This window comes from Scandinavium sp. M-37 (assembly GCF_043558715.1).
Taxonomy (GTDB): Bacteria; Pseudomonadota; Gammaproteobacteria; order Enterobacterales; family Enterobacteriaceae; genus Scandinavium; species Scandinavium vulneris_A.
This window is the reverse complement of record NZ_JBIGIN010000002.1, coordinates 53,775-78,579: the sequence shown is the minus strand read 5'-3', so window position 1 is coordinate 78,579 and position 24,805 is coordinate 53,775. Positions and strand designations below refer to the sequence as shown.

The 24,805-nt window shown below is 54.2% G+C and carries 27 protein-coding genes and 3 tRNA genes; 14 read left to right on the top strand and 16 right to left on the bottom strand.

Translation table 11 applies throughout. The annotated features are described in order from the left end of the window. Positions 1 to 11 precede the first annotated feature (11 nt). Complete coding sequence (gene deoC, locus ACG0Z5_RS02335) at positions 12 to 791, bottom strand: deoxyribose-phosphate aldolase (RefSeq protein WP_394445134.1); 780 nt, start codon at positions 789 to 791, stop codon at positions 12 to 14. Between the two features lie 228 nt (positions 792 to 1,019). Between deoC and ACG0Z5_RS02330 the strand changes: the two genes are divergently transcribed. Together ACG0Z5_RS02330 and ACG0Z5_RS02325 are read left to right on the top strand one after the other, a co-directional pair. Next, positions 1,020 to 2,558, top strand: a complete 1,539-nt coding sequence (locus ACG0Z5_RS02330; protein WP_394445133.1) for a YjjI family glycine radical enzyme — start codon at positions 1,020 to 1,022, stop codon at positions 2,556 to 2,558. Next, positions 2,530 to 3,393 (top strand): YjjW family glycine radical enzyme activase, encoded by an 864-nt coding sequence (locus ACG0Z5_RS02325; protein WP_394445132.1) that lies wholly within the window; start codon positions 2,530 to 2,532, stop codon positions 3,391 to 3,393. Before ACG0Z5_RS02330 ends, ACG0Z5_RS02325 begins: the two co-directional genes overlap by 29 nt. 1 nt (position 3,394) lies before the next feature. On the opposite strand, the gene ACG0Z5_RS02320 is transcribed toward ACG0Z5_RS02325, so the two are convergent. From ACG0Z5_RS02320 to ACG0Z5_RS02280, 9 genes are all read right to left on the bottom strand, one after another. Beyond that, entirely contained in the window at positions 3,395 to 4,672 is a 1,278-nt protein-coding gene (locus ACG0Z5_RS02320; RefSeq protein ID WP_394445131.1) for a NupC/NupG family nucleoside CNT transporter, read from the bottom strand. 170 nt (positions 4,673 to 4,842) lie between these two features. Then, positions 4,843 to 5,622 (bottom strand): TatD family hydrolase, encoded by a 780-nt coding sequence (locus ACG0Z5_RS02315; RefSeq protein WP_394445130.1) that lies wholly within the window; start codon positions 5,620 to 5,622, stop codon positions 4,843 to 4,845. Beyond that, positions 5,619 to 6,692, bottom strand: a complete 1,074-nt coding sequence (locus tag ACG0Z5_RS02310) for a patatin family protein (RefSeq protein WP_394445129.1) — start codon at positions 6,690 to 6,692, stop codon at positions 5,619 to 5,621. The genes ACG0Z5_RS02315 and ACG0Z5_RS02310 overlap by 4 nt, the downstream gene beginning before the upstream one ends. Before the next feature lie 129 nt (positions 6,693 to 6,821). After that, positions 6,822 to 6,983, bottom strand: coding sequence for a DUF1328 domain-containing protein (locus tag ACG0Z5_RS02305; protein ID WP_394445128.1), 162 nt, complete (start codon positions 6,981 to 6,983; stop codon positions 6,822 to 6,824). A gap of 109 nt (positions 6,984 to 7,092) precedes the next feature. Continuing rightward, entirely contained in the window at positions 7,093 to 7,704 is a 612-nt protein-coding gene (gene osmY / locus ACG0Z5_RS02300; RefSeq protein ID WP_394445127.1) for a molecular chaperone OsmY, read from the bottom strand. A 335-nt stretch (positions 7,705 to 8,039) separates the two neighbouring features. Continuing rightward, positions 8,040 to 9,629: a peptide chain release factor 3 gene (gene prfC, locus ACG0Z5_RS02295; RefSeq protein ID WP_319628291.1), complete on the bottom strand. Its 1,590-nt coding sequence runs from the start codon at positions 9,627 to 9,629 to the stop codon at positions 8,040 to 8,042. A gap of 91 nt (positions 9,630 to 9,720) precedes the next feature. Beyond that, positions 9,721 to 10,395, bottom strand: coding sequence for a pyrimidine 5'-nucleotidase (gene yjjG / locus ACG0Z5_RS02290; RefSeq protein ID WP_394445321.1), 675 nt, complete (start codon positions 10,393 to 10,395; stop codon positions 9,721 to 9,723). Positions 10,396 to 10,415: 20 nt separating this feature from the next. After that, entirely contained in the window at positions 10,416 to 10,862 is a 447-nt protein-coding gene (gene rimI, locus ACG0Z5_RS02285; RefSeq protein ID WP_319628293.1) for a ribosomal protein S18-alanine N-acetyltransferase, read from the bottom strand. After that, complete coding sequence (locus tag ACG0Z5_RS02280; RefSeq protein WP_394445126.1) at positions 10,831 to 11,244, bottom strand: DNA polymerase III subunit psi; 414 nt, start codon at positions 11,242 to 11,244, stop codon at positions 10,831 to 10,833. The genes rimI and ACG0Z5_RS02280 overlap by 32 nt, the downstream gene beginning before the upstream one ends. 139 nt (positions 11,245 to 11,383) lie before the next feature. Here ACG0Z5_RS02280 and rsmC point away from each other — a divergent pair, with 139 nt between their 5' ends. The 4 genes from rsmC (at position 11,384) to ACG0Z5_RS02260 (ending at position 12,910) form a co-directional block, all read left to right on the top strand. Further along, complete coding sequence (gene rsmC, locus ACG0Z5_RS02275; RefSeq protein WP_394445125.1) at positions 11,384 to 12,412, top strand: 16S rRNA (guanine(1207)-N(2))-methyltransferase RsmC; 1,029 nt, start codon at positions 11,384 to 11,386, stop codon at positions 12,410 to 12,412. Between the two features lie 180 nt (positions 12,413 to 12,592). Next, positions 12,593 to 12,679: transfer RNA gene (locus ACG0Z5_RS02270), tRNA-Leu, on the top strand. A gap of 29 nt (positions 12,680 to 12,708) precedes the next feature. Further along, positions 12,709 to 12,795, top strand: a tRNA-Leu gene (locus ACG0Z5_RS02265). 28 nt (positions 12,796 to 12,823) lie between these two features. Further along, positions 12,824 to 12,910 (top strand) — tRNA-Leu (locus ACG0Z5_RS02260). Between the two features lie 37 nt (positions 12,911 to 12,947). Here ACG0Z5_RS02260 and ACG0Z5_RS02255 read toward each other — a convergent pair. Next, entirely contained in the window at positions 12,948 to 13,187 is a 240-nt protein-coding gene (locus tag ACG0Z5_RS02255) for a DUF1435 domain-containing protein (protein WP_394445124.1), read from the bottom strand. 253 nt (positions 13,188 to 13,440) lie between these two features. Here ACG0Z5_RS02255 and ACG0Z5_RS02250 point away from each other — a divergent pair, with 253 nt between their 5' ends. Together ACG0Z5_RS02250 and fhuF are read left to right on the top strand one after the other, a co-directional pair. Beyond that, positions 13,441 to 14,505: a GGDEF domain-containing protein gene (locus ACG0Z5_RS02250; protein WP_394445123.1), complete on the top strand. Its 1,065-nt coding sequence runs from the start codon at positions 13,441 to 13,443 to the stop codon at positions 14,503 to 14,505. Between the two features lie 105 nt (positions 14,506 to 14,610). Then, positions 14,611 to 15,399, top strand: coding sequence for a siderophore-iron reductase FhuF (fhuF, locus tag ACG0Z5_RS02245; protein WP_394445122.1), 789 nt, complete (start codon positions 14,611 to 14,613; stop codon positions 15,397 to 15,399). 81 nt (positions 15,400 to 15,480) lie between these two features. Here fhuF and ACG0Z5_RS02240 read toward each other — a convergent pair whose 3' ends face one another. Next, positions 15,481 to 16,824 carry a PTS sugar transporter subunit IIC gene (locus tag ACG0Z5_RS02240; protein ID WP_394445121.1) on the bottom strand — a complete coding sequence of 448 codons (1,344 nt, stop codon included), beginning with the start codon at positions 16,822 to 16,824 and terminating at the stop codon, positions 15,481 to 15,483. A gap of 341 nt (positions 16,825 to 17,165) precedes the next feature. On the opposite strand from ACG0Z5_RS02240, the gene ACG0Z5_RS02235 reads away from it, so the two are divergent. After that, on the top strand, positions 17,166 to 17,624 hold the full coding sequence (locus ACG0Z5_RS02235) for a YbaK/EbsC family protein (RefSeq protein WP_394445120.1): 459 nt from the start codon (positions 17,166 to 17,168) through the stop codon (positions 17,622 to 17,624). A 20-nt stretch (positions 17,625 to 17,644) separates the two neighbouring features. On the opposite strand, the gene bglJ is transcribed toward ACG0Z5_RS02235, so the two are convergent. From bglJ to pobA, 4 genes are all read right to left on the bottom strand, one after another. Next, positions 17,645 to 18,262 (bottom strand): DNA-binding transcriptional activator BglJ, encoded by a 618-nt coding sequence (bglJ, locus tag ACG0Z5_RS02230; protein ID WP_394445119.1) that lies wholly within the window; start codon positions 18,260 to 18,262, stop codon positions 17,645 to 17,647. Beyond that, the gene (locus ACG0Z5_RS02225; protein WP_394445118.1) at positions 18,262 to 18,996 is read right to left on the bottom strand and encodes a LuxR C-terminal-related transcriptional regulator; all 735 of its coding nucleotides are present in this window, start codon (positions 18,994 to 18,996) and stop codon (positions 18,262 to 18,264) included. The genes bglJ and ACG0Z5_RS02225 overlap by 1 nt, the downstream gene beginning before the upstream one ends. Before the next feature lie 253 nt (positions 18,997 to 19,249). Further along, positions 19,250 to 20,134, bottom strand: coding sequence for a helix-turn-helix domain-containing protein (locus ACG0Z5_RS02220; RefSeq protein WP_394445117.1), 885 nt, complete (start codon positions 20,132 to 20,134; stop codon positions 19,250 to 19,252). A 22-nt stretch (positions 20,135 to 20,156) separates the two neighbouring features. Further along, on the bottom strand, positions 20,157 to 21,341 hold the full coding sequence (pobA, locus tag ACG0Z5_RS02215; RefSeq protein WP_394445116.1) for a 4-hydroxybenzoate 3-monooxygenase: 1,185 nt from the start codon (positions 21,339 to 21,341) through the stop codon (positions 20,157 to 20,159). A gap of 273 nt (positions 21,342 to 21,614) precedes the next feature. On the opposite strand from pobA, the gene ACG0Z5_RS02210 reads away from it, so the two are divergent. The 5 genes from ACG0Z5_RS02210 to ACG0Z5_RS02190 all read left to right on the top strand — a co-directional run bounded on the left by ACG0Z5_RS02210 (position 21,615) and on the right by ACG0Z5_RS02190 (position 24,773). Further along, entirely contained in the window at positions 21,615 to 22,391 is a 777-nt protein-coding gene (locus tag ACG0Z5_RS02210) for a threonine/serine exporter ThrE family protein (protein ID WP_394445115.1), read from the top strand. Next, complete coding sequence (locus ACG0Z5_RS02205; protein ID WP_319628306.1) at positions 22,382 to 22,855, top strand: threonine/serine exporter; 474 nt, start codon at positions 22,382 to 22,384, stop codon at positions 22,853 to 22,855. Before ACG0Z5_RS02210 ends, ACG0Z5_RS02205 begins: the two co-directional genes overlap by 10 nt. An 89-nt stretch (positions 22,856 to 22,944) precedes the next feature. Beyond that, on the top strand, positions 22,945 to 23,484 hold the full coding sequence (gene dnaT / locus ACG0Z5_RS02200; RefSeq protein ID WP_319628307.1) for a primosomal protein DnaT: 540 nt from the start codon (positions 22,945 to 22,947) through the stop codon (positions 23,482 to 23,484). Between the two features lie 2 nt (positions 23,485 to 23,486). After that, positions 23,487 to 24,224, top strand: coding sequence for a DNA replication protein DnaC (gene dnaC / locus ACG0Z5_RS02195; RefSeq protein ID WP_394445319.1), 738 nt, complete (start codon positions 23,487 to 23,489; stop codon positions 24,222 to 24,224). 60 nt (positions 24,225 to 24,284) lie between these two features. Next, positions 24,285 to 24,773, top strand: a complete 489-nt coding sequence (locus ACG0Z5_RS02190; protein WP_394445114.1) for a DUF2501 domain-containing protein — start codon at positions 24,285 to 24,287, stop codon at positions 24,771 to 24,773. Positions 24,774 to 24,805 lie beyond the last annotated feature (32 nt).

Below are 24,805 nucleotides of genomic sequence, written 5' to 3'. Positions count from 1 at the left end.
CAATTGTTGACTTAGTAGCTGCTGGCGCTCTTGCCATCGCCATGTCCCAGAGCTTTCAGCAGGCTCGCGAGCAGGCTGGATGCACCGAAACGGTAATGACGCGCGTCGGCCCAATCGGCACCAAACAGATCATCGGCAATCGCCAGGAATTGCTGCGCGTCTTCCGCAGTACGCACGCCGCCCGCAGGCTTAAAGCCGACGGTTTTTTCAACGCCCATATCACGGATAACTTCCATCATGATGCGTGCGCTTTCCGGGGTGGCGTTCACTGGCACTTTACCGGTAGAGGTTTTGATGAAATCGGCCCCGGCTTTGATAGAGATTTCAGACGCTTTACGAATCAGCGCTTCTTCTTTCAGTTCGCCGGTTTCGATGATCACTTTCAGCAGCACGTTCGCAGCGGCGCAGGCATCTTTACAGGCTTTCACCAGATCAAAACCGACCTGCTCGTTACCGGCGATCAGCGCGCGGTACGGGAAGACTACGTCCACTTCATCTGCACCGTAAGCGATAGCCGCCCGGGTTTCCGCCAGCGCGATATCGATGTCATCGTTGCCGTGCGGGAAGTTGGTAACGGTTGCGATACGCACATCCGGCGTGCCCTGTGCATTCAGGGTTTTACGCGCGATAGGGATGAAGCGTGGATAAATACAGATTGCCGCGGTATTGCCCACCGGGGTTTTCGCCTGATGGCACAGAGCGATCACTTTCGCATCGGTGTCATCATCGTTCAGGGTGGTCAGGTCCATCAGTTTTAACGCGCGCAGGCTGCTTGCAGTTAAATCGGTCATGTTATCTCCGGTGTTTAATTTTACCTTGCGGGTCTGTGACTATTTTAACACCGACCCACGGTTACACTTCGATCCTCATCACAGTTAATGAAACGCATGTGCAAATTTGCATAACTGTAATGAGAGCTTTATCACTCTTTAAAGCGCCAGTGTGGGAGGTTGGATCAAAAGTCCCGCTGGCGCTTTTCTCTACACTGTCCTCATCGTCAACGCGTCTGAGGAACTTCTATGTCTGACTCTTTTGAGCAACGTTGCCAGAATATTGTGACAAGTAAAACGCTAAGCCCCGAGCAAAAACGTCACTTCCTGGCCCTTGAAGCAGAAAACGCTTTACCCTATCCCGACCTGCCAGCAGATGCCCAGGCGGCGCTGAATGACGGCGTTATCTGCGACATGTTTGAAGGCCATGCGCCGTTCAAACCGCGTTACGTGCTGCCGGACTACGCCCGCTTCCTCGCCAACGGATCGCAATGGCTTGAGCTTGAAGGGGCGAAAGACCTGGATGAGGCGCTGTCGTTACTCACTATTCTCTATCATCACGTGCCTTCGGTGACCTCGATGCCGGTTTACCTTGGGCACCTGGATACGATCCTTTCACCTCATGTTAAAATTCTAACACAAGAAGAAATCGATATCCGCATAAAACGTTTCTGGCGCTATCTCGACCGCACCCTGCCGGATGCGTTTACCCATGTCAATATTGGCCCGGAAGACACACCGGTTACGCGCGCCATTTTACGGGCTGATGCCGAGTTAAAGCAGGTTGCGCCGAACCTGACCTTTATCTACGACCCGGAAATTACCCCGGATGATTTACTGCTTGAGGTGAGCAAAAACATCTGCGAATGCAGTAAACCGCACATCGCCAACGGCCCTGTGAATGATAAAATTTTCACAAAAGGACAGTATGGGGTGGTCAGTTGTTACAACTCACTGCCGCTGGCGGGCGGCGGCAGCACCCTTGTTCGCCTCAATCTGAAAGAAATCGCGCTGCGCAGTGCATCGACGGATGACTTCTTTGCCCATGTCCTGCCGCACTATTGCCAGCAGCAGATCAGCATCATCGATGCCCGCTGCGCGTTCCTCTATGAACAATCGCACTTCTTTGAGAATAGCTTCCTGGTGGCCGAAGGGTTGATTGACCCGCAGCGATTTACGCCGATGTTTGGCATGTACGGCCTTGCCGAGGCCGTGAATGTGCTGTGTGAAAAAGTGGGCAGCCCGGCACGCTATGGCCAGCATGATGAAGCCAATGAGCTTGGCTGGCGCATCAGCGCGCAGTTAGCAGCGTTTGTGGAAAATACGCCAGTGAAGTATGGCTGGAACCAGCGCGCACTGTTGCATGCGCAGTCGGGTATCAGCTCTGATAGCGGCACCTCGCCGGGGGCGCGCATTCCATATGGCAGCGAGCCGGATCCGGTCAACCACCTGCTGACCGTCGCCCCGCATCATGCCTTTTACCCGGCCGGGATCAGCGACATTCTGACCCTGGACGAAACCATCAAACGCAATCCGCAGGCGGTCATGCAGCTGTGCCTGGGCGCGTTTAACGCTGGAATGCGTGAGTTTTCGGCCAACGTCAGCGGTAACGATTTAGTTCGTGTCACCGGCTATATGGTGCGCTTGTCCGAGCTGGAAAAATTCCGCGCGGAAGGTTCGCGCACCAATACCACATGGCTGGGCGAAGAAGCCGCACGCAACACCCGTATTCTGGAACGACAGCCGAGAGTCATCAGCCATGAGCAGCAGATGCGCTTTAGTCAGTAATATCATTCCGTTCTCCTGCGTCGACGGCCCCGGCAGCCGTCTGACGCTGTTTTTACAGGGCTGCAATCTACGCTGTAAAAGCTGCCACAATCCGTGGACCATCGGACGCTGTAACGACTGCGGTGAATGCGTTGCGCCCTGCCCGCACGGCGCGCTTTCGCTACAGAACGGCCACGTCGTTTGGCAGGAAGCGGATTGCCAGCAGTGCGACACCTGCCTGAAACAGTGCCCTCAGCAGGCCACGCCGATGGCGCGGACGCTCACGGTCGATGAGGTGCTAAAGCAGGTGACGCGCGCCGCGCCGTTTATCGAAGGCATTACCGTCAGCGGCGGGGAAGCTACCACCCAGTTGCCGTTTATCGTTGAATTGTTCAGTCAGCTTAACGCTACGCCTGCCCTGAAGCATTTGACCTGTCTGGTCGACAGTAACGGCGAGCTGGGTATAAACGGCTGGGAGAGGTTACGGCCCGTCTGTGATGGGGTGATGGTGGATTTGAAAGCGTGGGATGAGGATGTGCATCTGGCGCTCACCGGACGAAGCAACGCGCGAATAAAAGCGAGTATTCGCTGGCTGGCGGAACAACGAATGCTGGCGGAGTTACGCCTGCTGGTTATTCCAGGGCAAACGGATTATCTGCAGGCCATTGAGCCGCTGAGTGAATTTATTCGTTCGTTAGAGGAGGTGCCGCTGAGGCTGAACGCCTTTCATGCGCACGGCGTATACGGGGAAGCGAAGACCTGGCGCAGCGCCGGTGCGCAGGACGTTGAGCCACTGGCACAGGCGCTGAATGACCGGGGAATAACAGAGATTATTCTCCCGGTGCTTTATTTGTAGATTAGAGTGCGAGGAATACCCCGGCAATGGTGGCGCTCATCAGGTTCGAGAGCGTCCCGGCCGCCACGGCTTTCAGGCCCAACTGGGCGATATCCTGGCGACGGCTTGGTGCCAGGCTGCCCAGACCGCCAATCAGGATCGCAATCGACGACAGGTTGGCAAAACCGCACAGGGCAAACGAGATAATGGCTTTGGTGTGGTCAGAAATCACTTGTAAGCCAGCCGCCGCTACCACTGCATCGTCCTTCAAATATTCACCGAAGTTCATGTAGGCCACGAACTCATTGATGATCAGCTTCTGACCGATGAATGACCCGGCGACCGTCGCTTCACTCCACGGCACACCAATCACCCACGCCAGCGGGGAGAACACCCAGCCGAGGATCAGCTGCATCGACAGCTGCGGATAGTCAAACCAGCCACCAATCCCGGAGAGAATGCCGTTCAGCAGTGCAATCAGCGCCACGAAGGCCAGCAACATTGCCCCGACGTTCAGCGCCAGCTGCATCCCGGACGCCGCACCCGATGCGGCAGCATCCAGCACGTTAGACGGACGGTCGGCATCCGGCATCTGAGCTTCCAGCTCCGGTGAATCATTCGGGGTTTCGGTTTCCGGCAGCATAATTTTCGCGAACAGCAGACCACCCGGTGCGGCCATGAAGGACGCGGCAATCAGGTATTCCAGCGGAACGCCCATCTGCGCATAACCCGCCAGTACAGAACCGGCCACCGACGCCAGGCCACCACACATCACCGCAAACAACTCAGAGCGGGTCATAGTCGCAATGTAAGGACGCACCACCAGCGGAGCTTCGGTTTGACCGACGAAAATATTCGCGGTGGCCGACAGTGATTCGGTACGAGAGGTTTTCAGCAAGGCACGCAGACCGCCGCCCAGAATACGGATCACGAACTGCATGATGCCGAGGTAATAGAGCACCGCAATCAGCGAGGAGAAGAAGACGATGACCGGCAGCACGCGCAGGGCAAAGATAAAGCCACCGCCGCCAAAGAGTTCGAACATTTTATCGGAAACCAGGCCACCGAACAGAAAGCCGATCCCTTCGTTGCCATAGGCGATAACGTTTGCGACGCCCTCGGACATCGCCAGCAGCACTTTGCGGCCAGCAGGAACATAAAGGATCAGCGCCCCAATGGCGACCTGAATCATCCATGCGCCGAGAACGGTACGCAGGTTGATGGCACGACGGTTACTGGAAAGCAGCACGGCGATGGCAATCAGTACCACCATGCCGATCAGTCCCATGAGGATTTGCATACAGATTCCCTGTGTAATGAAAGTCAAAAGGTGAAAGTGGGATAAATCCCATTCAAGCGGGCCGATTATAACGACCCGTGACTATTCTGTGCGTCCGGTTCACACAATTCTGGCAATTATATGAATCGAATGCTGAAAAATGAGATCTGCATCACTTACAGGGAGGCTAATTATAAGGTTGAGAATAATTTTTTGCTGTTATCAGCCAGCGTTTCGGCAATTTCAGCAGGCGATTCGGAACGCAGTTCGCACAGGGATTCGAAAACACGAGCCGCCTGTTCAGGACGGTTGGGCTGTCCCTGAAAACCGTTCAGCGGCATATCGGGCGCATCTGTTTCCAGCAGTAAGGCCGATAGCGGTAACCGTGCCATGACATCGCGGGTTTTACTCGCCCGTGGGTAGGTAATGGTCCCGCCGACGCCAATTTTATATCCGAGCTGAATGAATCGCTCCGCCTGTTGCAGGCTCCCGGCAAAACCGTGAACCACGCCAGTGCGCGGCAGATTATGCCGTTTGAGGTGCATCGCCAACGTGTCATGGGTGCGACGTGAATGCAGGATCACCGGCAGATCGTAACGTTTGGCGAGTCTGAGCTGTTCATCGAGCAACGCCTGTTGTTTGTCGAACTGCGGATCGTCTCGATAGAGATCGAGCCCTATCTCCCCTACCGCCACCAGCTTCTCCGGCTTTTGCGCCAACCGTGCCGCAAGCTGTGCCAGGCTGTGTTCATTATGCTTTTCAATCACTATCGGATGCAGGCCCAGGGCGGCATACAGCGGGGTGTGTGCCTCCGCCAACGCCAGCACGAGCTCAAAGCGGGAAGCTTCGGTCGCCGGAATAATTATCCTGGTCACCCCCGCCTGAGCCGCGCGCGTCAGACTGTTTTCAACGTCATCCACAAACGGCGGAAAATCAAAATGGCAGTGGGTGTCGGTGAAGCGGTAACTCACGCCAGTCCCTCGTTATCAAAGTTGGCATCATTGGCCTGAGGCGCATCGACCAGCGTTGCACTATGCACATCGTTGGCGACCACCGCAGGCGGCACGACCAGCGGGGCAGGCACCGCCACCCGGGCTTTGTAGCGGTGCAGCGGCGGTTTCTCTGCCAGCATTTTACCCATCGTCGCCAGGAAGTAACGTCCACACTGGCGGCCGACGTTGTAATCATCCAGCAACGCAGGCAGGCGGCTACCCAGTGCCATGCTTTTCAACGGCTTAGGCGGATAAATTTCAATGATCCGCACTTTGCCCGGCGGTTTTTCGATGTATTGCTGAATGGCGTGGTAGGTCTTCTCATGATGCTGAACCAGATTCACAAACGGTTGCAGACTGCTTTCCCCCAGCCAGCGCTCCATACGCTTAAACCACTGTGGGGTGTAATACATCTGCGACGGTACGGTGCGGATCACTACGATGGTGTTGCCGCCACGTTTGACCGCTTCCTGAACCGGAATGGCGTCACTCACGCCGCCGTCCAGCCAGTTAAATCCATCGAGCGTCACGCCCGGACGATAAAAACCCGGGATCGCGCTGGAGGCACGGATCTGATCCATCCAGGTTTCACGCGTCGGTGAGAAATAGCCCGGGGAGTAGTCGTCCGCACGAGAGGCACACATATAGAACGCTTTGCCGACGTCAAACTCACGGGCCGCAATGTCCATCGCCAGCGGCATTTGGCTCGCCGTCGACTCCACCAGCCAGTCCAGATCGATAAGGTTTCCGCCGCGCACGAAGCGCATCGGATCAAAAAATTCGCGAGAAGTGGTGTAGCGGGTAATGACTTTTCGGGCGTAGCCCGGCTGATTACAGACGTAGGCGGAGAGGTTTTGCGCCCCGGCAGAGGTGCCGAAATAGAGATCGAACGGATTAAATCGCGCGCGCATAAATTCGTCCAGCACACCCGCTGTGAAAATACCGCGTTGACCACCGCCTTCGCACACCAGCGCAAGCTTGCCTGGCTGAAAAGGGTTGGCCGCGAGTGGCGCTATATTGCCAAGCGTTACCGGAATTCGCTGTCCCACACTGCTTTCCCGTTTTTTATGATCCTTCTGTTAGTCCACCATAGCGCAGATAAGGATTCTCTTAAACTGATAAAGCCAGTCCGAAGACTGGCTTTTGTTACGAAAATTTAACGTCTTCGGTCGACGTCGCTACGGACGCCTGCGTCCCATGAACAGACTCACCAGGAACAGGATGATACCGACGATAAAGACAATTTTTGCTGCGCCCGCTGCCGTACCGGCCAGACCACCGAAGCCCAGAGCGGCGGCAATTAACGCAATTACCAGAAATATAAGGCCCCAACGAAACATACGATTCTCCTTTACCATAGTGAATGTCGACCGCTTTGATGAACGCTCAGGCACTCAAAACGACAGACTGGTCTCCCCGGCAATGCCGGGGAAAAATGTCAAAACTGCTTTATTTAACTTTAAGGTCGTTCTTCACACTTTTTACGCCATCAACTGCTTTGGTGATGCTCTCAGCACGATCGCTCTGTGCCTGGGACTCAACTGTCCCGGAGAGCTGCACCACACCGTCGGTGGTTTCGACCTTCACATTACGTGATGGGACGATGTCGTCAGCCAGTAGTTTGGCTTTAATCTCGCTGGTGGTTGCGGTATCACCCGCGTAGCCCTTCATGTCCTGCGACTTGCTGTCGCGTACATGGAGCTTATCGCTAACCGAGGACACACCTTCTACGCTTTTCGCGACTTTAACGGCGGCTTCAGCCTGTTCCTGGCTTTCAACGAAGCCGCTCAGGGTGACCACTTTGTCATCGGTTTTTACTGAGATATCGGTGCTCTTAATTGAATCATGATCGACCAGCGCCGCTTTCACTTTTGCCGTGATGCTGCTGTCATCCATAAAGTTGCCGACTTTGTTCATGGAGCTGTCGACTTTCTGTCCGGCGCTGTCGGCAGCGGATTGTGTTTTATCCATGGTCGTTTCTGCCAGAGCAGAACCACTCATCAGGGCAGTACCCAGCATCATCGCCAGCAGCGTTTTGGACATCTTTTGGGTTGTCATCATCTCGATTCCTGTAGTTTGCTCAGAATTTGAGCTCAGGCGATCTTCATGATCGCATTGCTGTAGGGGTGAACATCACCACAATCTCACAGTTATTAATATCGCGAACGACAAATCTACTGGTTTATTACGCCGGTAAACACGCATTGATTAGCGGTTAAAGCCAGCAAACTTGTCATCACTTTGTTAAATATAGCCAACAATTTTGAACGCGCTCGGCCAAACGGCTAAAAAGTAGCCTTTTGCAGCGTAAATGGCTTCAATTAAGAACTTTCTGCAAGGGAATCAACAGGGAGGGAAAATGACAGAGCACGGCGCGGGCCGTGCTCTGGAGAGGATTAGTGTTCGCGGGTCTTGCGGAACTGAACGTCAGGGTAACGTTCCTGGGTCAGGTTAAGGTTAACCATGGTTGGGGCGATATACGTCAGGTTATCGCCGCCATCCAGCGCCAGCTGAACTTCGTTCTTACGCTTGAACTCTTCGAATTTCTTCACGTCGTTACTTTCGACCCAACGAGCGGTCGCAACGTTCACCGATTCGTAAATCGCTTCGACGTTGTATTCACTCTTCAGACGCGCAACCACCACGTCGAACTGCAGCACACCCACCGCGCCGACAATCAGGTCGTTGTTGGCAATCGGACGGAAGACCTGCACCGCGCCCTCTTCCGACAGCTGAACCAGCCCTTTGAGCAACTGCTTCTGCTTCAACGGATCCTTGAGGCGAATACGACGGAACAGCTCAGGGGCAAAGTTAGGAATGCCGGTGAACTTCATCATTTCACCCTGGGTAAAGGTGTCGCCAATCTGGATAGTGCCGTGGTTATGCAAACCGATGATGTCACCCGGGAACGCTTCTTCAACGTGCGAACGGTCGCCCGCCATGAAGGTCAGCGCGTCGGAAATCACCACGTCTTTACCGGTACGCACCTGGCGCAGCTTCATACCTTTTTCATATTTACCGGACACCACACGCATGAATGCCACGCGGTCACGGTGTTTCGGGTCCATGTTGGCCTGAATTTTAAACACGAAACCGCTGAACTTCTCTTCTTTAGCTTCCACTTCGCGGGTGTCGGTTTTACGCGGCATCGGCGCTGGCGCCCATTCCACCAGACCGTCGAGCATGTGGTCGACGCCGAAGTTACCCAGCGCGGTCCCGAAGAATACCGGGGTGATTTCACCGGCGAGGAACAGCTCCTGATCAAACTCGTGCGATGCGCCCTGCACCAGTTCCAGCTCATCACGCAGCTGGGCCGCGAGATCTTCACCCACGGCGGTATCCAGTTCCGGGTTGTTCAGCCCCTTCACGATGCGGACATCCTGAATGGTGTGGCCTTTACCCGTCTGATACAGATAGGTTTCATCTTTATAAAGATGATAAACGCCTTTGAACAGCTTACCGCAGCCGATAGGCCAGGTGATTGGCGCACAGGCAATTTTCAGCTCGCTCTCGACTTCATCCAGCACTTCCATCGGATCGCGGATGTCACGGTCGAGTTTGTTCATGAAGGTCAGGATCGGCGTGTCGCGCAGACGGGTGACTTCCATCAGCTTGCGCGTCCGGTCCTCGACGCCTTTCGCGGCATCGATAACCATCAGACAGCAGTCGACGGCGGTCAGGGTACGATAGGTATCTTCAGAGAAGTCTTCGTGACCCGGGGTGTCCAGCAGGTTCACCAGGCAGTCGTGATACGGGAACTGCATTACCGAGGTCGTAATGGAAATCCCACGCTGTTTTTCCATCTCCATCCAGTCAGATTTTGCATGCTGGCTTGAGCCACGGCCCTTAACGGTACCGGCGGTCTGGATAGCCTGCCCGAACAACAACACCTTTTCAGTGATGGTCGTTTTACCGGCATCCGGGTGCGAGATGATGGCAAAAGTGCGGCGTTTCGCCACCTCTTGCAGATAAGGAGACAACGTCATAGTCAGTTCTTCTTAAGTAAACGCGACCGCAGGCCGCGCATGTTGAATACGAAAAATGCGGCTATTTTACCCGTAAGGCGGGGACTGACAATCAATGTTTACACAGGAGTTGCTCCAGCTCGGCAAGTGATGTCACAGTCCAGGTCGGCGTAAGATCCGCAGGCAGCGTTTGCTGGTGCGCATTCAACCAGCAGGTCGAGAGCCCGGCGTTGACGCCGCCGCGAATGTCCGACTCGGCGGTATCGCCAACCATCAGCACCCGCGAGCGACTCGGATTACCCGCCTGCTCCAGCGCATAATCGAAAATACGCGGATCCGGTTTGGCGACGCCGACTTCTTCAGAAATTATCACTAAATCAAAGTGTTCACGCAGGCCAGTGCGCTCAAGACGAATCTGTTGTAGGGAGGTAAAGCCATTGGTGATAATCCCCATCTTTACCTTGCCCTGCAGCGAATTGAGCAGTGAAACTGCCCCCGGCAATGGGGCGCAAATCTCTGCCATCGCATTGATAAAGGCATTGTTCAACTCGCCGGGGTTAACGTTCAGGCGTGCCGCCCAGCTTTCGAAACGCTGATGCTGAAGCTGTAACGAGGAGATTGCCCCGTTCTGATAATCGACCCACAGCGGCTTGTTAACCGACTGATAGTCCTGGAAATCTTCAGCGGTGAAGGTCACGCTATAATCAAGAAACATCCGCTGTAAGCCACTGAACGAATCGAAGGTAAATAGCGTTTCGTCGGCATCAAAGAAAATCCAGTCCCACATCTTCATCGTAAACCCTTGTCTTACATACTGATTGGCAGTGCCATTATGATTGCGTCCTCACGCCCGTCCGCGGTCGGATAGTAGTTGCGTCGAATCGTCGCCTCGTTGAAGCCCAGGCTTTCATACAGTGCGATGGCGGCGGCGTTCGAGGCGCGGACTTCCAGCCATAGCGTGACGACGCCGCGTTTTTCCACTTCGTCGATAACCTGTTCGAGCAATTCGCGGCCGAGGCCCCGACGCTGATACGCCGGATCGACAGCGATATTAAACAGCGTGGCTTCATCGAGCACGATTTGCGTAATGGCGAAGGCCGCCATCTCGCCGTCCACCGTCAGCTGCAGGTTGAGATAGCGCTCACCCTGATTGCTGGCGAGCGTCTGCTCGCTCCACGGGAAGGCGTGGGCGCGCTGCTCAATCTGCAGCGCGCGGGGTAAATCAGTCTGGCTTAGGGAAGAAATCGTGTTCATGAGCGCAAATTTGTCGCCAGAGTTCAGCCCGGGCCGCCGCGCTGGACTGCAGTTGTTCGAATGTCGGGCTGGCGACCTGAGCGCCTTCCAGCGCGACCGGTTCAGCATCGCCAAGACGCCAGCTGTTACAGCGGCCACCCTCGGGCAGCATCGCAACGCGCTCCGGCGTCAGCTGTAAGACCTGATCCGGCGTCACGGCAAGCGCGCGCAGGATGTCGTTGACCAGCGGATCGGTCAGCGGTGGCAGCGTTTGCGCCACCATTACCAGACGAATATGTTCAGGCAGCGAGATGGCGATTTCGCCCTGCAAAACCGAGGGGCGGCGCAAAGCCCACTGGGTAATGCCCAGTTGCTGTAGTTGCCAGTCTCGTCGGGATGTCATCGCGGGTTTCTCCTGTCTGTCAGGCGCGCAAATATAGCAAATTCGACGAACGTGCGCCAATAAAGCAAGGAGCCGTACGCGCGGTTCGTACAGATAATGTGTATAATCGCGCCCGTCGTTAATTGAGGATCCCATATCTATGTCTGCATTGACCCCGGCAAGTGAAGTCTTGCTGCGCCACAGTGATGATTTCGAACAAAGCCGCATTCTGTTTGCCGGTGATCTGCAGGATGACCTGCCCGCTCGTCTGGACACCGCATTTAGCCGTGCCCACACTCAACAATTTCACCACTGGCAGGTTCTGAATGCCCAGATGGGTGAGAACGTTCGCTTCAGCCTGACCGCAGAAGCAGCCGATGTGGCTGACTGCGATACGCTGATTTACTACTGGCCGAAGAACAAGCCTGAAGCGCTGTATCAACTGACCAATATTTTATCGATGATGCCGATTGGCACCGATATTTTTGTGGTCGGTGAGAACCGCAGCGGCGTGCGCAGCGCCGAGCAGATGCTGGCGGAATTCGCGCCGCTGAACAAAGTCGACAGCGCGCGTCGCTGTGGCCTGTACCATGGTCGCCTGGAAAAACAGCCTTCGTTCAGCGCAGAAGATAACTGGTCCGAATATCAGTTGGATGGCCTGACCATTAAAACGCTGCCGGGCGTCTTCAGCCGCGATGGCCTGGATGTTGGCAGCAAGTTGCTGCTCTCCACCCTGACTCCGCACACTAAAGGTAAAGTGTTGGACGTCGGCTGCGGCGCTGGCGTGCTGGCCACCGTCCTGGCGAGTCACTCGCCGAAAGTGCGTCTGACCCTGTGTGACGTCAACGCCGCGGCGGTAGAAGCCAGCCGCGCCACCCTGGCGGCTAACGGCCTGGAAGGTGAAGTCTTTGCCAGCAACGTTTTCTCCGAGGTGACCGGTCGCTTTGACATGATTATCTCCAATCCGCCGTTCCACGACGGACTGCAAACCAGCCTCGAAGCCACGCAACAGCTTATCCGTGGCGCAGTGCGCCATCTGGGTACCGGTGGTGAACTGCGTATTGTGGCCAACGCCTTCCTGCCGTATCCGAAAGTGCTGGATGAAATCTTTGGTTTCCACGAGGTGCTTGCCCAGACCGGCCGTTTTAAAGTCTATCGCACGGTGCTGACCCGTCAGGCGAAAAAGTAAATGCTCTCCCGCCCGCAGGCTTTACCCTGCGGGCGTTCTCCCTTCCCGCTCTCCCACGTTGCTAAAGCGCCCACTTTTACAGCGATCGGAAAATTCTGCTGCAATTAACTGTTGACGAAAATCCGAAAACCACTAGAATGCGCCTCCGTGGTAACGATTCTTTTTAAGAGTCGATGGTATGCGACGGTGGCGGAATTGGTAGACGCGCTAGCTTCAGGTGTTAGTGTCCTAACGGACGTGGGGGTTCAAGTCCCCCCCCTCGCACCATATACCACGTAAGATGTTGCTCGCACTGGGCGAAGGTGGCGGAATTGGTAGACGCGCTAGCTTCAGGTGTTAGTGTTCGTAAGGACGTGGGGGTTCAAGTCCCCCCCCTCGCACCAACGAGTAATATCAAGATAAGATTTCTGTGCGAAGGTGGCGGAATTGGTAGACGCGCTAGCTTCAGGTGTTAGTGTTCGTAAGGACGTGGGGGTTCAAGTCCCCCCCCTCGCACCAGCATTCTTATCTCTCTCTTTTCTCTCCCTGTTTTATCTCATCCCATTTGCTTCAAACTCATCAATACCAGCATCATCCCGCTTATCAATGCAAACGCCGATGGCAACAGCACAAAGTGACGCAACTGGCGATGCCAGATCATTACGCCCGTCAGCAGCAGGCCCAGCGCAATTAAACTGCGCCAGACGTCAACCGATAGCCCGACAAAACCTAATCCGACTAAAAGCACCCCCGGGATTAACACGCCCCATCCACTGCCTAACGCCCGTTGCAACATGGTTATAGCTCTCAAAGCGATAATGATAACCAATATCATATGATAATTTTTATCATTTGCAAGATCATACCTGTCCCCCGCGCGCTCTTTACGGTCATGCTGATGACAGTGTTGCAGTAAGGTGATAAATTGTGCGGATTAAACGAAATGATTAATGTTGCTGATATTTTCTCGCGACTCGTTCCCGCGTGAATTTTGTCATTCCTGATGGTTAGTGTTTCTGTAATCTCATAATTAATAACGACTTCCTGACATGACATCACAATCCTGGCGTGCCCTGCGCGTTAAAAAATATCAATTCTCACTGCGTCTCTTTTTATTCCTTAATTTAGCCTCATCGCTTTTTTCGATGCTGAGTCCAATGCACCACATTTTGGCGATTACCGTCCCGCTGGTGATGATAACCGTCATCAGCGCGGGATTGCTGCTTGGTCACTGGGCGTGGGCAGAGAGAAAAATTAATATTCCGACGATCTCCATATTGTTTGGTTGCCTTTGGGCCTGGCATGTCGCCACCAAAACACCGTTAATGCAGCAGCCTAATTTTAGCTATCTGGTGATTGCCTTATTAAGCGTGCTGTTTGTCGGTGCGATTGCTTTTTCTAATAATATCATCGCTTTTACCCTTCACTCTTTTCCGGTGCTGGTAACCTGTCTGTTACTGAGTGACGGCGATCAGTGGCTGCGGATGATCTACTGCTTTGCGCTGCCGGTTATCGGGATAACCATTCAGAGTGTGATCCAAAAACGCTACGATAACTTCGCCCACGGGCTGATGTACAAACTGCTCGAAGAGCGGCAGACGCTGAACGATCTGAGCATGCTGGACCCCCTTACCGGCCTGTATAACCGCCGCGGCTTGCAAAATCGCCTTGAGACATTACTGTCGCTGGATGCCAGCGGACATTACGTGTTACTGCTCGATATCGACTACTTCAAAGCTTATAACGATCACTACGGCCATATGATGGGCGACCAGGCGCTGATTCAGGTTTCTGCGGCGATACGCAATGCCGTGCGATCAAGAGATATCGTCACGCGCTATGGCGGTGAAGAATTCATGGTGGTGCTGACGTCCACCACGCCGGAGATGGCGCTGGAAACGGCAGAACGCATTCGCCAGCGCGTTTACGACCTGAAAATTTCCCATATGTTTAATCACAGTGTCGCCACCAACGTGACGGTAAGCATCGGGTTAGCGCCCTTGCTCGGCGAAGATATGGAAGGCGCTCTGGAGCAAGCGGACAAAGCGCTGTACGAGGCCAAGCATCTGGGCCGCAACAATATTCTGACCAGCGAGGCGCTGCAAAAGGCCTGAAGAAAAAATTTGAGCAGGGAAAAGCATGAAAAGGGTTGCGATTGCTTTTCTCTATAGTTAGGATTGGCAATCATTATCATTTAGATTTGTATCCAATCTACGCTCATGGCCTATCGCTCTGCACCGATTACTGAGGATCTTATCTGGCGTACTCCGCTCTATGAGCGCGAGCCCGGGCTTGCGGACGCGTTACGCCACACCATTGCAGAGCAGCGCCCTCACCTGTTGGATTTCATCGGTCTCGATGAACCGCATCCGCACCAGGCCATGACGCTCGCCGCCTGGAGCCGCAGCAGCGAATTGACGTCCCTGCTGGCACAGTATTCCGACCATATCTACCGCAACAATCCCGCTCAGGAACGTGAGAATAAACCGCTGCTTTCTCTCTGGGCTCAGTGGTATATCGGCCTGCAGGTGCCACCGCTGATGCTGGCGTTGCTGACCGAAACACGCGCCCTCAGCCTTTCTCCGCAGCATTTTCACGTTGAATTCCATGAAACCGGACGTGCCGCAAAATTCTGGATCGATGTACATCAGGACGCAGACTTGACGCGCCAGTCCTCGCTTGAGCGCATGGAACAACTGGTTATCCAGACCCTGGTGCCCGTCGTCGAGGCGCTGGAAGCGACCGGCGAGATCAACGGTAAACTCATCTGGAGCAACACCGGGTATCTGATCAACTGGTATCTGGGCGAAATGCGAACGTTGCTGGGTGATGAACAGGTGAACGTGCTCCGCCAGCATCTCTTCTTTGCCCAACGCTTCTCTGACGGACGGGATAACCCTTTGTGGCGCACCGTGGTGATGCGTGATGGCGTATTGGTGCGACGTACCTGCTGTCAGCGCTATCGCCTGCCAGAGGTGCAACAGTGCGGTGACTGTACGCTGAAGTAATGACTTCCCCTGAATATCCCTGAATAAAAAAGACCCGGTAACGTCATGCTACCGGGTCTTTTGTTTGGCTAAACGCAGAGGTTACGCCACCTGTTGCGATTCTTGTTCAGTGCGCTGTGCTTCTTCCGCTTCTTGCTCCAGCAGTTGCTTCTCATACACCTTGAAGAACGGGTAATAGATGATAGCGGACACGCAGGCCAGCAGAACAACGAGGATAACTGCCCGGAAATCCCAGCCTAATGCCCATGCAGCACCGACCGGTGCCGGAGCGGTCCAGGGTACGACGGAGATAACGCGTCCGATAAGATCCAGCTTCATAGCCCCCCAGGCCAGCGTGGCATTAACCATCGGTGCCAGCAGGAACGGAATGAAGAACACCGGGTTCATCACAATCGGCGTACCGAAAATAACCGGTTCGTTGATGTTAAAGATACTTGGCACCACACCCAGACGTCCGATTGAACGCAGGTGCGCGGATTTACTGCGCAGATAGCAGAACACCAGCCCCATCGTCGCCCCGGAACCGCCGATGACGATAAAGAAAGTCCAGAACGCTTCCATAAAGATGTGCGGCAGGGGAGCACTCTGCGCCAGCGCCGTCTGGTTCAGACCCAGGTTGGTCAGCCAGAACATTTGCAGCATCCCGGAGACAATCGCCGCCCCGTGAATGCCTGCGAACCACAGCAGGTGACCAATCAACACCGCCAGTAAGATAGCCGGCAGGGAATCCGCCGCCGATACCAGTGGCTTGAAGATGGACATGATGGCCTGCGGGATCAGCATGTCGAACTGGCTCTGGATGAACAGGCTCAACGGATACAGCGTCAGTACCACCACCAGCACCGGAATGAGCAGGTCAAACGAGTTTTTGATCATCGGTGGCACCTGATCGGGCAGGCGAATACCGATGTTATGGGCCTTCAGGAAACGCATCATTTCCACACAGTACACGGCGACCAAAATGGCGGTGAAAATACCGGTCCCGCCCAGGCTGTGCATTGGCAGCGTGCCGTCAGTTTTTGGGGCTGCGACCAGCAGAAATGCCATGATCGAGAGCATTGCGGCCATGAACGGGTCAAGCTGCACGCTCTTTTCGTAATGTCTGCCCAGGTTATAGGCAATCGCTGCACAGATATAAATGGACATAATGCCCATGGTCATATCGAACGGCGTAAGAATACGGCCTTCAAATTGTTTGGCCATGTCCAGCCACGCGCGGGCAAAACCCCAGGTGGTATCCGGAGAGAATGGCGGGTAGGCAAATACCAGCAGGAACGAACCGACAATCATGAACGGCATGGCAGAGATAAAACCATCACGAATTGCCATCACGTGACGCTGGGAGGAAATACGCCCGGCGACAGGACTGACATAGTTTTCTACGAATCGGAATATCAAATTAAACGCAGCATGGTTAGCAGACATAGCAGCTCTCCTGACGGGCTATAGACGTAAGCACAGCAACGGTTAGTGTGCCGCGATGTGCAATCTCGAACTGTGTGTTGACTACCACGCCGGGGGATTGGCCCGTACTACAGCAGATAAAGATACATTTCATACACGGCTCTTATTTTTTTAGCGATACAGAGGAAGTTACGCATTCAGTATTAATCGCCACGACGGACTTCTGCAACCGGTTACTGTAACCGGTTGCAGTGAATGTGAAGGGGATCGAGAAATCCATGAAATGCCGGGAATTCTCATCCTCTTATTTACAGCATCAATCGCTTGTGACAGATTAATTTCGTTTATATCAGGAGAGAACTATGAGTTTGCAAACCGTGCGGCAATTTTTCGCTGACCGTGCCCCCGATATCGAAATTATAGAACTAAATCAGAGCACTGCGACGGTGGCACTGGCCGCTGCGGCACACAATGTTGCGCCGGGACAGATAGCCAAAACGCTGTCCTTGAAGGTAAAAGATGAAGTCATTCTGGTCGTGGCAAAAGGCGATGCACGTCTGGATAACAAAAAGCTGAAATCGGCTTTCGGTGCTAAAGCCAGAATGCTGAGCTGTGATGAAGTGGTGACCTGGACGGGCCATCCGGTCGGTGGCGTCTGCCCGTTTGGCCTTGAAAACCCGCTAACCGTGTATTGCGACGTTTCGTTGAGGGGCTTTGACGAAGTGTTACCGGCAGCCGGAGCAACTCACAGCGCGGTGCGCATCTCCCCGGAACGTTTAGCCGAACTGACAGACGCCACCTGGATTGACGTCTGCCTCTGAAGTTCAGCCGGACGTTCGCCTCAACATCCCGCGCCCATAGACTCTGGCGGCAGATAGCGCAAGACATCTGCTGCACAGAGCAGGCCAGTGTCCGTTCTCACGCCCAACTTATTCATCGCATTAAACTTATGCGTGCGAATCGTTTTCGCGTTGCGAGCCATCTGAACGGCAATCTCAGGAATAGACAACCCTTTGCCCATATAATCGAGAATGGCACGCTCGGTTGGACTCAGCCCTCCGGAGCCGGAACGACAGCTGAGAGTCTTATAGGGTCTGCTTAACGACTCTTTCTGTTGCATTAACGCGTTTAATTGCAGGCGGAGCTTCTCAACCGAAGACGATTTACATAACACCGCGTGCAACGGAATCGGCAGTAAATGATGAATTAGTTTACCCTGCCCTTCATCATCAGCAAGCAACACCCTAACGGCATCAGGCTGTTTTCGCGCGAGATGGGTCAGGAAATAAATACTGTGCTGACGAGATTGTCGGGTCACCGCCACAGAGTAAATCACAATGTCGTAAGGGCGGCGATGCGCACGCCGGGAAAACCAATCCCCACTGTCCTTAAAGGCATCGAGCTGATACGGCGTACCGCTACAGCAGGAAAAGAGCTGGCGCAGGCCCAGCTTCGTCATTAGACAGTTTTCAACGACTGCAACGTGTCTATTTGCGGTGCACTTTTCCATTGTATCGGCTCTCCCCATACAGGTTGGAGATTCAACTCCTTCATTCCCTGAGCGCTATTGAGCCAGGCGTACAGCTCCGCATTACCCCGTAGCATCAGACGGCGCATGGCACTATTTTTCTGTGCACTAATAGTCTTATTACTTTTGCGCAGCAGCATGGCAATTTGGTTTACGCCCCAGCCTTTGGCCAGCAATCGCAATACCTGACGTTCAGAGAGAGATAAAGAGGTTTTAATGCCTGGCGGCAAAAGGAATGCATCGGTTTCGGGCGTGGTAAGCGACGCGCTGATGCGGTTCGCCTCTTTACCCTGATCGCGAATAGCGGCAATAACCTGAGGGAGAGGTTCTGCATCGGAAAGTAATGTGCTTTCCGGGCGTAATAAATACTCAACGGCCAGCGCGTAATTCGCCTGGCTGACCATAAATATCCAACGCACCTCTTTATGCTGCGTCATTAATGAATAATATTGCTCACAAAGCGCTTTACCGTGCGAACGCTCGCCAAAGAGATCGCAAACAATCAGATTGGCACGGCGCAACTCCAGAAGCGTGAGTTCATCGACACTTTGATGACAGCTTATCTCATAGTCTGGAAAATTATCCGTCATGACAGCCATCAGACCAGCGCGAACAATGGGGATACTACTGATTATCACGCCACACTTTTTTAATCCCGCGAGCATAACACGTCCCTTTTATGATGCAGATTATATTGCAGAATCATTCATGTATGTTATATATATCATTTAACAATTCATGATTTGAATTATTCCGAGCCCTTTTCCTTTCATTTAAACCGCGAGAGGAGTGTTCGCAATTATCGATGAGGGGCAATTAACGCATAAAATAACCTTTTCAGAATAACATAATCAAAATAAATACGCCAAGTGCTCGTCGGGATATATCCTTGTTAATTAATACAGCTTAATATATAAGTTAGATATGTTTAATATCATTCATTTTTTGTCTGAATAATTTTGGCGGAAGGCCAGCGTAGCGACGAAAAAAACGCGAAAAATAGGTCGCATCGCTAAAACCTAAATAATCAGAGAGTTGTGTTATCGATATACTGGTGTATTGCAGGCTGCGTTTTGCCTCAAGCATTAAGCGTTGATGTAACACATTCAGCGCACTACAGTTGTGAAACTCCCGGCATAAATAATTTAAATGCGTCACCGACAGCCCTACGGCGTGTGCATATTCGGACATCTGAAGATGCTCACGATAGTGGCTTTCGATCAGTCTGGCAAACTGCTGCATCACCGCCCGGCGTCGCTCAGTCCGGCCTTCTGCTGGCGTCACGTACTGACATTGACGATTGATCCATACCAACAATGCGCTGAGCATGGCATGCAGCATCAATTCTCGGGCATCATTGTTCTGCTGGTACTCCTCCAGCAGCGTGGAAAACAAGGTACGGATATGCGCCCGGGACCCCTTGACGCTGACGCAATGCGGTTGGTTGAGTACCGCAAGCTGACGACCAAACTGATTTTCGAAGCGGCTGAGCAGCGGGAGTGCGAGCGACAACACATACCCCTGAGTACCGGGTGAAAACCGAAAGCCGTGTACGCACAGCGAGGGCACCACCTGAATAGAGGCCTCTTTCACCACCCGCGTTTCACCTTCGATTTCGATCCAGGCCTCCCCTTTGTGCAGATACAACAGCTGCACCAATTCCACATGCTGATGCACACGAATATGCCACTCATACAGGCTGCTGCGCTGATGAATGGACTCACAGTGCAGCAGCTCCGGCGTCGGCCAGTCGCGCTGCTCGCCGTACAGTTTAAACACGGGAATTGAACTGTGCTGCACCATAACCTCTCCTGCAAAGGGTAAATTAACGGACGGTTTCGTAGGGCAGGCCCACGTAGTTTTCGGCGATGGTCGTAAGCCCTGCCCGTGAACCTAAATAGTAGCGGCGATCGGCCTCCTGCATTTTCCGGTCGAACGGGCTCTTATCCTGAAAATCGTGCAGCAGATGGGTCATAAACCAGCTAAAACGTTCGCCCTTCCACACCCGATTCAGGGCAAACGACGAGTAGCTGGCAAGCAAGTCTTCACGCCCGTGGTGGTAAAACTGACAGAGTACCTTCCAGAGATAGTTCACATCGGAGGCGGCAAGATTGAGCCCTTTGGCCCCGGTAGGGGGAACGATATGCGCCGCGTCCCCGACTAAAAACAGCCTGCCATACTGCATCGGCTCGACCACATAACTGCGCAGTGGGGCGATGCTCTTTTCCAGTGAGTGACCAGTCACTAACTTATTCGCCAATTCTGACGGTAGGCGGCATTTCAGCTCCTGCCAGAAGCGTTCGTCGCTCCACGCCTCAACGTTATCGGTAAGCGGCACCTGCAAATAGTAGCGGCTTCTGGTTAGTGAGCGCTGACTACACAAAACAAATCCGCGTTCATGATGCGCGTAGATAAGCTCCGGATTGACCGGCGGGGTATCGGCCAACAGCCCCAGCCAGCCAAAAGGCCAGACGCTTTCATATTCCCGCAGGACCGATTTCGGGATGGCCTGACGCGAAACCCCGTGAAAACCATCGCACCCGGCAATGAAATCGCACTGAAGCCGACATGCTTCTCCGTCTTTCTCAAAGGTCACCGCGGGTTTATCCGTCTTCATGTCATGGAGCTGCACGTTGCTCACGCCGTAGATAATCGTTGCCCCGCTGCTGGCACGGGCTTCCATCAGGTCCCGGGTCACTTCGGTCTGGCCGTATACCATCACGCTTTTACCTTCCGTCAGTTCGCTGAGCGGAACCGGAATACGCACCCCATCAAACAGAAACTCCACCCCGTGATGCACCAGGCCTTCGGCATCCATACGCCGGGAGACGCCCGCCTCGCGCAGCAGGCTGACGGTGCCGCTTTCCAGGATCCCCGCCCGAATACGGCCCAGAACGTATTCCGGCGTCTGGCGCTCGAGAACTACCGTGGCGATTCCGGCGTTGTGTAACAGCTGACCCAGCAACAGCCCTGACGGCCCTGCGCCAATAATAGCGACCTGCGTTTTCATGGTTTCGCTCCCGATGGTTAATTATTTGTTTATTTTTTGTATCTATAAAGTGTCTTATTGCATTTTTGATAACCCGGCGCGGAAAAAGAAGGGCATAAATCGTGCAAAACCTGCACTTTTGAACGATCTTGCAAAACTGTGGCACAGTTCAAAAAATGCACGTTGTCAGGCCACCTTGTGCGCAATGTTTGATCTCGTCAGGCCATGCCAGGCAAGGGCTTCAGGTAAAACAGGGCATGGGTAAGGGTATTGATGTGTGAAGACCGGATGGATATGGACGCAAATCAAGCAGAGCAACGAACCGTCACGCGGTTATGCATTCAGTGCGCCCTGCTGCTGCTGCAACACGGAGCCGAAAGCGCGCTGGTGGACGAGCTCTCCACCCGTCTGGGCTTAGCGCTTGGGATGGACGGCGTGGAGAGCGCCATTTCCTCCAACGCCATTGTGTTAACCACCCTAAAAGAGGGTCAATGCCTGACCACGACCCGCAAGAACAACGATCGCGGGATCAACATGCACGTGGTGACCGAGGTGCAGCACATCGTCATCATGGCTGAACACAAATTGCTGGATGCGAAAGACGCCGAGAAACGTTTTACGCAAATAAAACCGCTGCGCTATCCGCGCTGGCTGGTGGTGACCATGGTGGGGCTCTCCTGCGCCTGTTTTTGTAAGCTCAATAAAGGCGGGTGGGATGGCGCATTTGTGACGCTGTGCGCCAGTACGATTGCCATGTACATTCGCCAGTTACTCACCCATCGTTCGCTGCACCCACAAATCAATTTCTGCATCACCGCCTTTGTCGCCACCACCGTCTCCGGGCTGATGCTGCGCCTGCCCGCCTTCCAACAAACCTCAACGGTCGCGATGGCCGCCAGCGTCCTGCTGCTGGTGCCGGGCTTTCCGCTGATTAACGCCGTCGCCGATATGTTCAAAGGTCATATCAATACCGGGCTCGCCCGCTGGGCCATCGCCAGCCTGTTAACCCTGGCGACCTGCATTGGTGTGGTAATGGCGATGACGTTATGGGGGCTGCGCGGATGGGCATAATCGATTTCCTGCAGGCGTTGCTCCAGGACCTTATACTGTCGGCAATCCCCGCCGTCGGCTTTGCCATGGTGTTTAATGTCCCGCAACGGGCGCTTCGCTGGTGTGCGCTGCTCGGGGCCGTCGGCCACAGCTCGCGGATGGTGATGATGATGGCCGGAATGAACATCGAGTGGTCGACGTTTATTGCCTCCATGCTGGTCGGCAGCATTGGGATCCAATGGTCACGCTGGTATCTGGCGCACCCCAAAATTTTTACCGTCGCCGCCGTTATACCGATGTTTCCCGGCATATCAGCCTATACCGCGATGATCTCGGCAGTGAAAATCAGCCACGTCGGCTACAGCGACGCGCTGATGATGACCCTGCTGGAGAATTTCCTCAAAGCCACCTCGATTGTGGGCGCCCTGTCGGTCGGGTTATCGATCCCCGGCCTGTGGCTGTACCGCAAACGCCCCCGCGTCTGAGCCGCGCGCCGGGCATCTCCTCCTGCACGCGGGTCTGTGCTACTATCTGCCCATGTTATACGTCTCATCGTTTTGCTTGAGTAATCACCATGTCTTCCAGAATTCTGACGTCCAGCGTCATCGGGATTGATGCGTTTCTGCACGATCCGGATGGCGTATTAAACAAAGCCGATAACGGTGCCGTGGCGGTGTTTGCCAATAACGCTCCGGCGTTTTATGCGATTGCGCCTGCGCGTCTGGAGCAGTTGCTGGAGCTTGAAGCGAAGCTCGCCCGTCCGGGCAGCGATGTCACGCTGGATGGGCAGTTCTTCGATGAGCCACAGGCCGTGCCTGTGGCGGTGCCGATGGGGAAATTCGCCATGTACCCCGACTGGCAGCCAGATGCGGATTTCCAGCGCATGGCCGCCCTGTGGGGTATCGCGCTCACCCAGCCCGCCACGCCGGAAGAACTGGCTTCCTTTACCGCTTACTGGCAGGCGGAAGGCAAAGTATTTCACCACGTACAGTGGCAGCAGAAACTGGCGCGCAGCCTGCAAATTGGCCGGGCCAGTAACGGCGGACAGCCGAGACGCGATCTCAACACGCTCTCCGAGCCTGATAATCAAATTCCCCCGGGTTTTCGAGGTTAATGATGAAAAATGTTGGTGATCTGATGCAGCGCCTGCAAAAAATGATGCCGAAACACGTCGAACCGGCCTTTAAAACAGGCGAAGAACTGCTGGCCTGGCAAAAGGAACAGGGACAGCTGCGCTCTGCCGCGCTGGAACGTGAAAACCGGGCGATGAAAATGCAGCGTACCTTTAACCGCTCCGGCATTCGTCCGCTGCACCAGAACTGTTCGTTTGATAACTACCGCGTGGAGTGCGACGGGCAGATGAACGCCCTGTCGAAAGCGCGTCAGTACGTTGATGAGTTTGATGGCAACATCGCAAGCTTCATCTTTTCCGGCAAGCCGGGCACCGGTAAAAACCACCTGGCGGCAGCCATCTGCAACGAACTGCTGCTGCGCGGAAAATCGGTGCTAATCATCACCGTGGCCGACATCATGTCCGCCATGAAAGATACCTTTACCAACCGCGAAACCACTGAAGAACAACTGCTCAACGACCTGAGCAACGTGGACCTGCTGGTGATCGACGAGATTGGCGTCCAGACCGAATCGCGCTACGAGAAAGTGATCATCAACCAGATTGTTGACCGCCGTTCGTCGTCTAAACGCCCGACCGGGATGCTCACCAACAGCAACATGGAAGACATGAACAAGCTGTTGGGCGAACGCGTGATGGACAGGATGCGCCTGGGTAACAGCCTGTGGGTGATCTTCAACTGGGACAGCTACCGCAGCCGCGTCACCGGCAAAGAGTATTGAGACCATTCCGAACTCTGCCAGCGCTATACTGGCGGAGTTTCTGCCAACTGAGTCGAACCTATGAAAACAGCTAAACGCCTTCTTTGCACCGTCGCGCTAACCAGCGCACTGCTTTCCACCAGCACTTTTGCTATTTCTCTTAGCGACACCCTTTCCAGCGCTGCCAGCGAATTGAGCGGCTCAACGTCTTCGCAGGGCGGGACCTCACTCTCGTCATTAACCAGCCTGCTGAACGGCAGCGGTAAAGCGCTGAGCGCTGACAACATGAACAACGCCGCGGGTATCCTCAGCTACTGTGCTAACCAGAAGCTGACCTCCGTGACCAGCGCCGACAACGTTAAAAATCAGGTGCTGGATAAACTGGGCCTCGACACCGCCACCGAGCAGAAAGCGGATACCAACTATATGGACGGTATTCAGGGTCTGCTGAATGCGCAGAATGGCCAACAGCTGAACCTCAGCACGCTGGGCGATTCCGAGTTAGGAAAACAAGTTAAAACCAAGGCTTGCGATCTGGTACTCAAACAAGGCACAAAATTCATCTCTTAATCCCGCCTCAGAACCCGCCCACACAGGATGTG

Bases quoted from the DNA above. Each gene is read 5' to 3' on its own strand.
- deoC (WP_394445134.1), bottom strand. From the start codon at position 791: ATGACCGATTTAACTGCAAGCAGCCTGCGCGCGTTAAAACTGATGGAC.
- ACG0Z5_RS02330 (WP_394445133.1), top strand. From the start codon at position 1,020: ATGTCTGACTCTTTTGAGCAACGTTGCCAGAATATTGTGACAAGTAAA.
- ACG0Z5_RS02325 (WP_394445132.1), top strand. From the start codon at position 2,530: ATGAGCAGCAGATGCGCTTTAGTCAGTAATATCATTCCGTTCTCCTGC.
- ACG0Z5_RS02320 (WP_394445131.1), bottom strand. From the start codon at position 4,672: ATGCAAATCCTCATGGGACTGATCGGCATGGTGGTACTGATTGCCATC.
- ACG0Z5_RS02305 (WP_394445128.1), bottom strand. From the start codon at position 6,983: ATGTTTCGTTGGGGCCTTATATTTCTGGTAATTGCGTTAATTGCCGCC.
- osmY (WP_394445127.1), bottom strand. From the start codon at position 7,704: ATGATGACAACCCAAAAGATGTCCAAAACGCTGCTGGCGATGATGCTG.
- prfC (WP_319628291.1), bottom strand. From the start codon at position 9,629: ATGACGTTGTCTCCTTATCTGCAAGAGGTGGCGAAACGCCGCACTTTT.
- yjjG (WP_394445321.1), bottom strand. From the start codon at position 10,395: ATGTGGGACTGGATTTTCTTTGATGCCGACGAAACGCTATTTACCTTC.
- rimI (WP_319628293.1), bottom strand. From the start codon at position 10,862: ATGAACACGATTTCTTCCCTAAGCCAGACTGATTTACCCCGCGCGCTG.
- ACG0Z5_RS02280 (WP_394445126.1), bottom strand. From the start codon at position 11,244: ATGACATCCCGACGAGACTGGCAACTACAGCAACTGGGCATTACCCAG.
- rsmC (WP_394445125.1), top strand. From the start codon at position 11,384: ATGTCTGCATTGACCCCGGCAAGTGAAGTCTTGCTGCGCCACAGTGAT.
- ACG0Z5_RS02255 (WP_394445124.1), bottom strand. From the start codon at position 13,187: ATGTTGCAACGGGCGTTAGGCAGTGGATGGGGCGTGTTAATCCCGGGG.
- ACG0Z5_RS02250 (WP_394445123.1), top strand. From the start codon at position 13,441: ATGACATCACAATCCTGGCGTGCCCTGCGCGTTAAAAAATATCAATTC.
- fhuF (WP_394445122.1), top strand. From the start codon at position 14,611: ATGGCCTATCGCTCTGCACCGATTACTGAGGATCTTATCTGGCGTACT.
- ACG0Z5_RS02240 (WP_394445121.1), bottom strand. From the start codon at position 16,824: ATGTCTGCTAACCATGCTGCGTTTAATTTGATATTCCGATTCGTAGAA.
- ACG0Z5_RS02235 (WP_394445120.1), top strand. From the start codon at position 17,166: ATGAGTTTGCAAACCGTGCGGCAATTTTTCGCTGACCGTGCCCCCGAT.
- bglJ (WP_394445119.1), bottom strand. From the start codon at position 18,262: ATGACGAAGCTGGGCCTGCGCCAGCTCTTTTCCTGCTGTAGCGGTACG.
- ACG0Z5_RS02225 (WP_394445118.1), bottom strand. From the start codon at position 18,996: ATGCTCGCGGGATTAAAAAAGTGTGGCGTGATAATCAGTAGTATCCCC.
- ACG0Z5_RS02220 (WP_394445117.1), bottom strand. From the start codon at position 20,134: ATGGTGCAGCACAGTTCAATTCCCGTGTTTAAACTGTACGGCGAGCAG.
- pobA (WP_394445116.1), bottom strand. From the start codon at position 21,341: ATGAAAACGCAGGTCGCTATTATTGGCGCAGGGCCGTCAGGGCTGTTG.
- ACG0Z5_RS02210 (WP_394445115.1), top strand. From the start codon at position 21,615: ATGGACGCAAATCAAGCAGAGCAACGAACCGTCACGCGGTTATGCATT.
- ACG0Z5_RS02205 (WP_319628306.1), top strand. From the start codon at position 22,382: ATGGGCATAATCGATTTCCTGCAGGCGTTGCTCCAGGACCTTATACTG.
- dnaT (WP_319628307.1), top strand. From the start codon at position 22,945: ATGTCTTCCAGAATTCTGACGTCCAGCGTCATCGGGATTGATGCGTTT.
- dnaC (WP_394445319.1), top strand. From the start codon at position 23,487: ATGAAAAATGTTGGTGATCTGATGCAGCGCCTGCAAAAAATGATGCCG.
- ACG0Z5_RS02190 (WP_394445114.1), top strand. From the start codon at position 24,285: ATGAAAACAGCTAAACGCCTTCTTTGCACCGTCGCGCTAACCAGCGCA.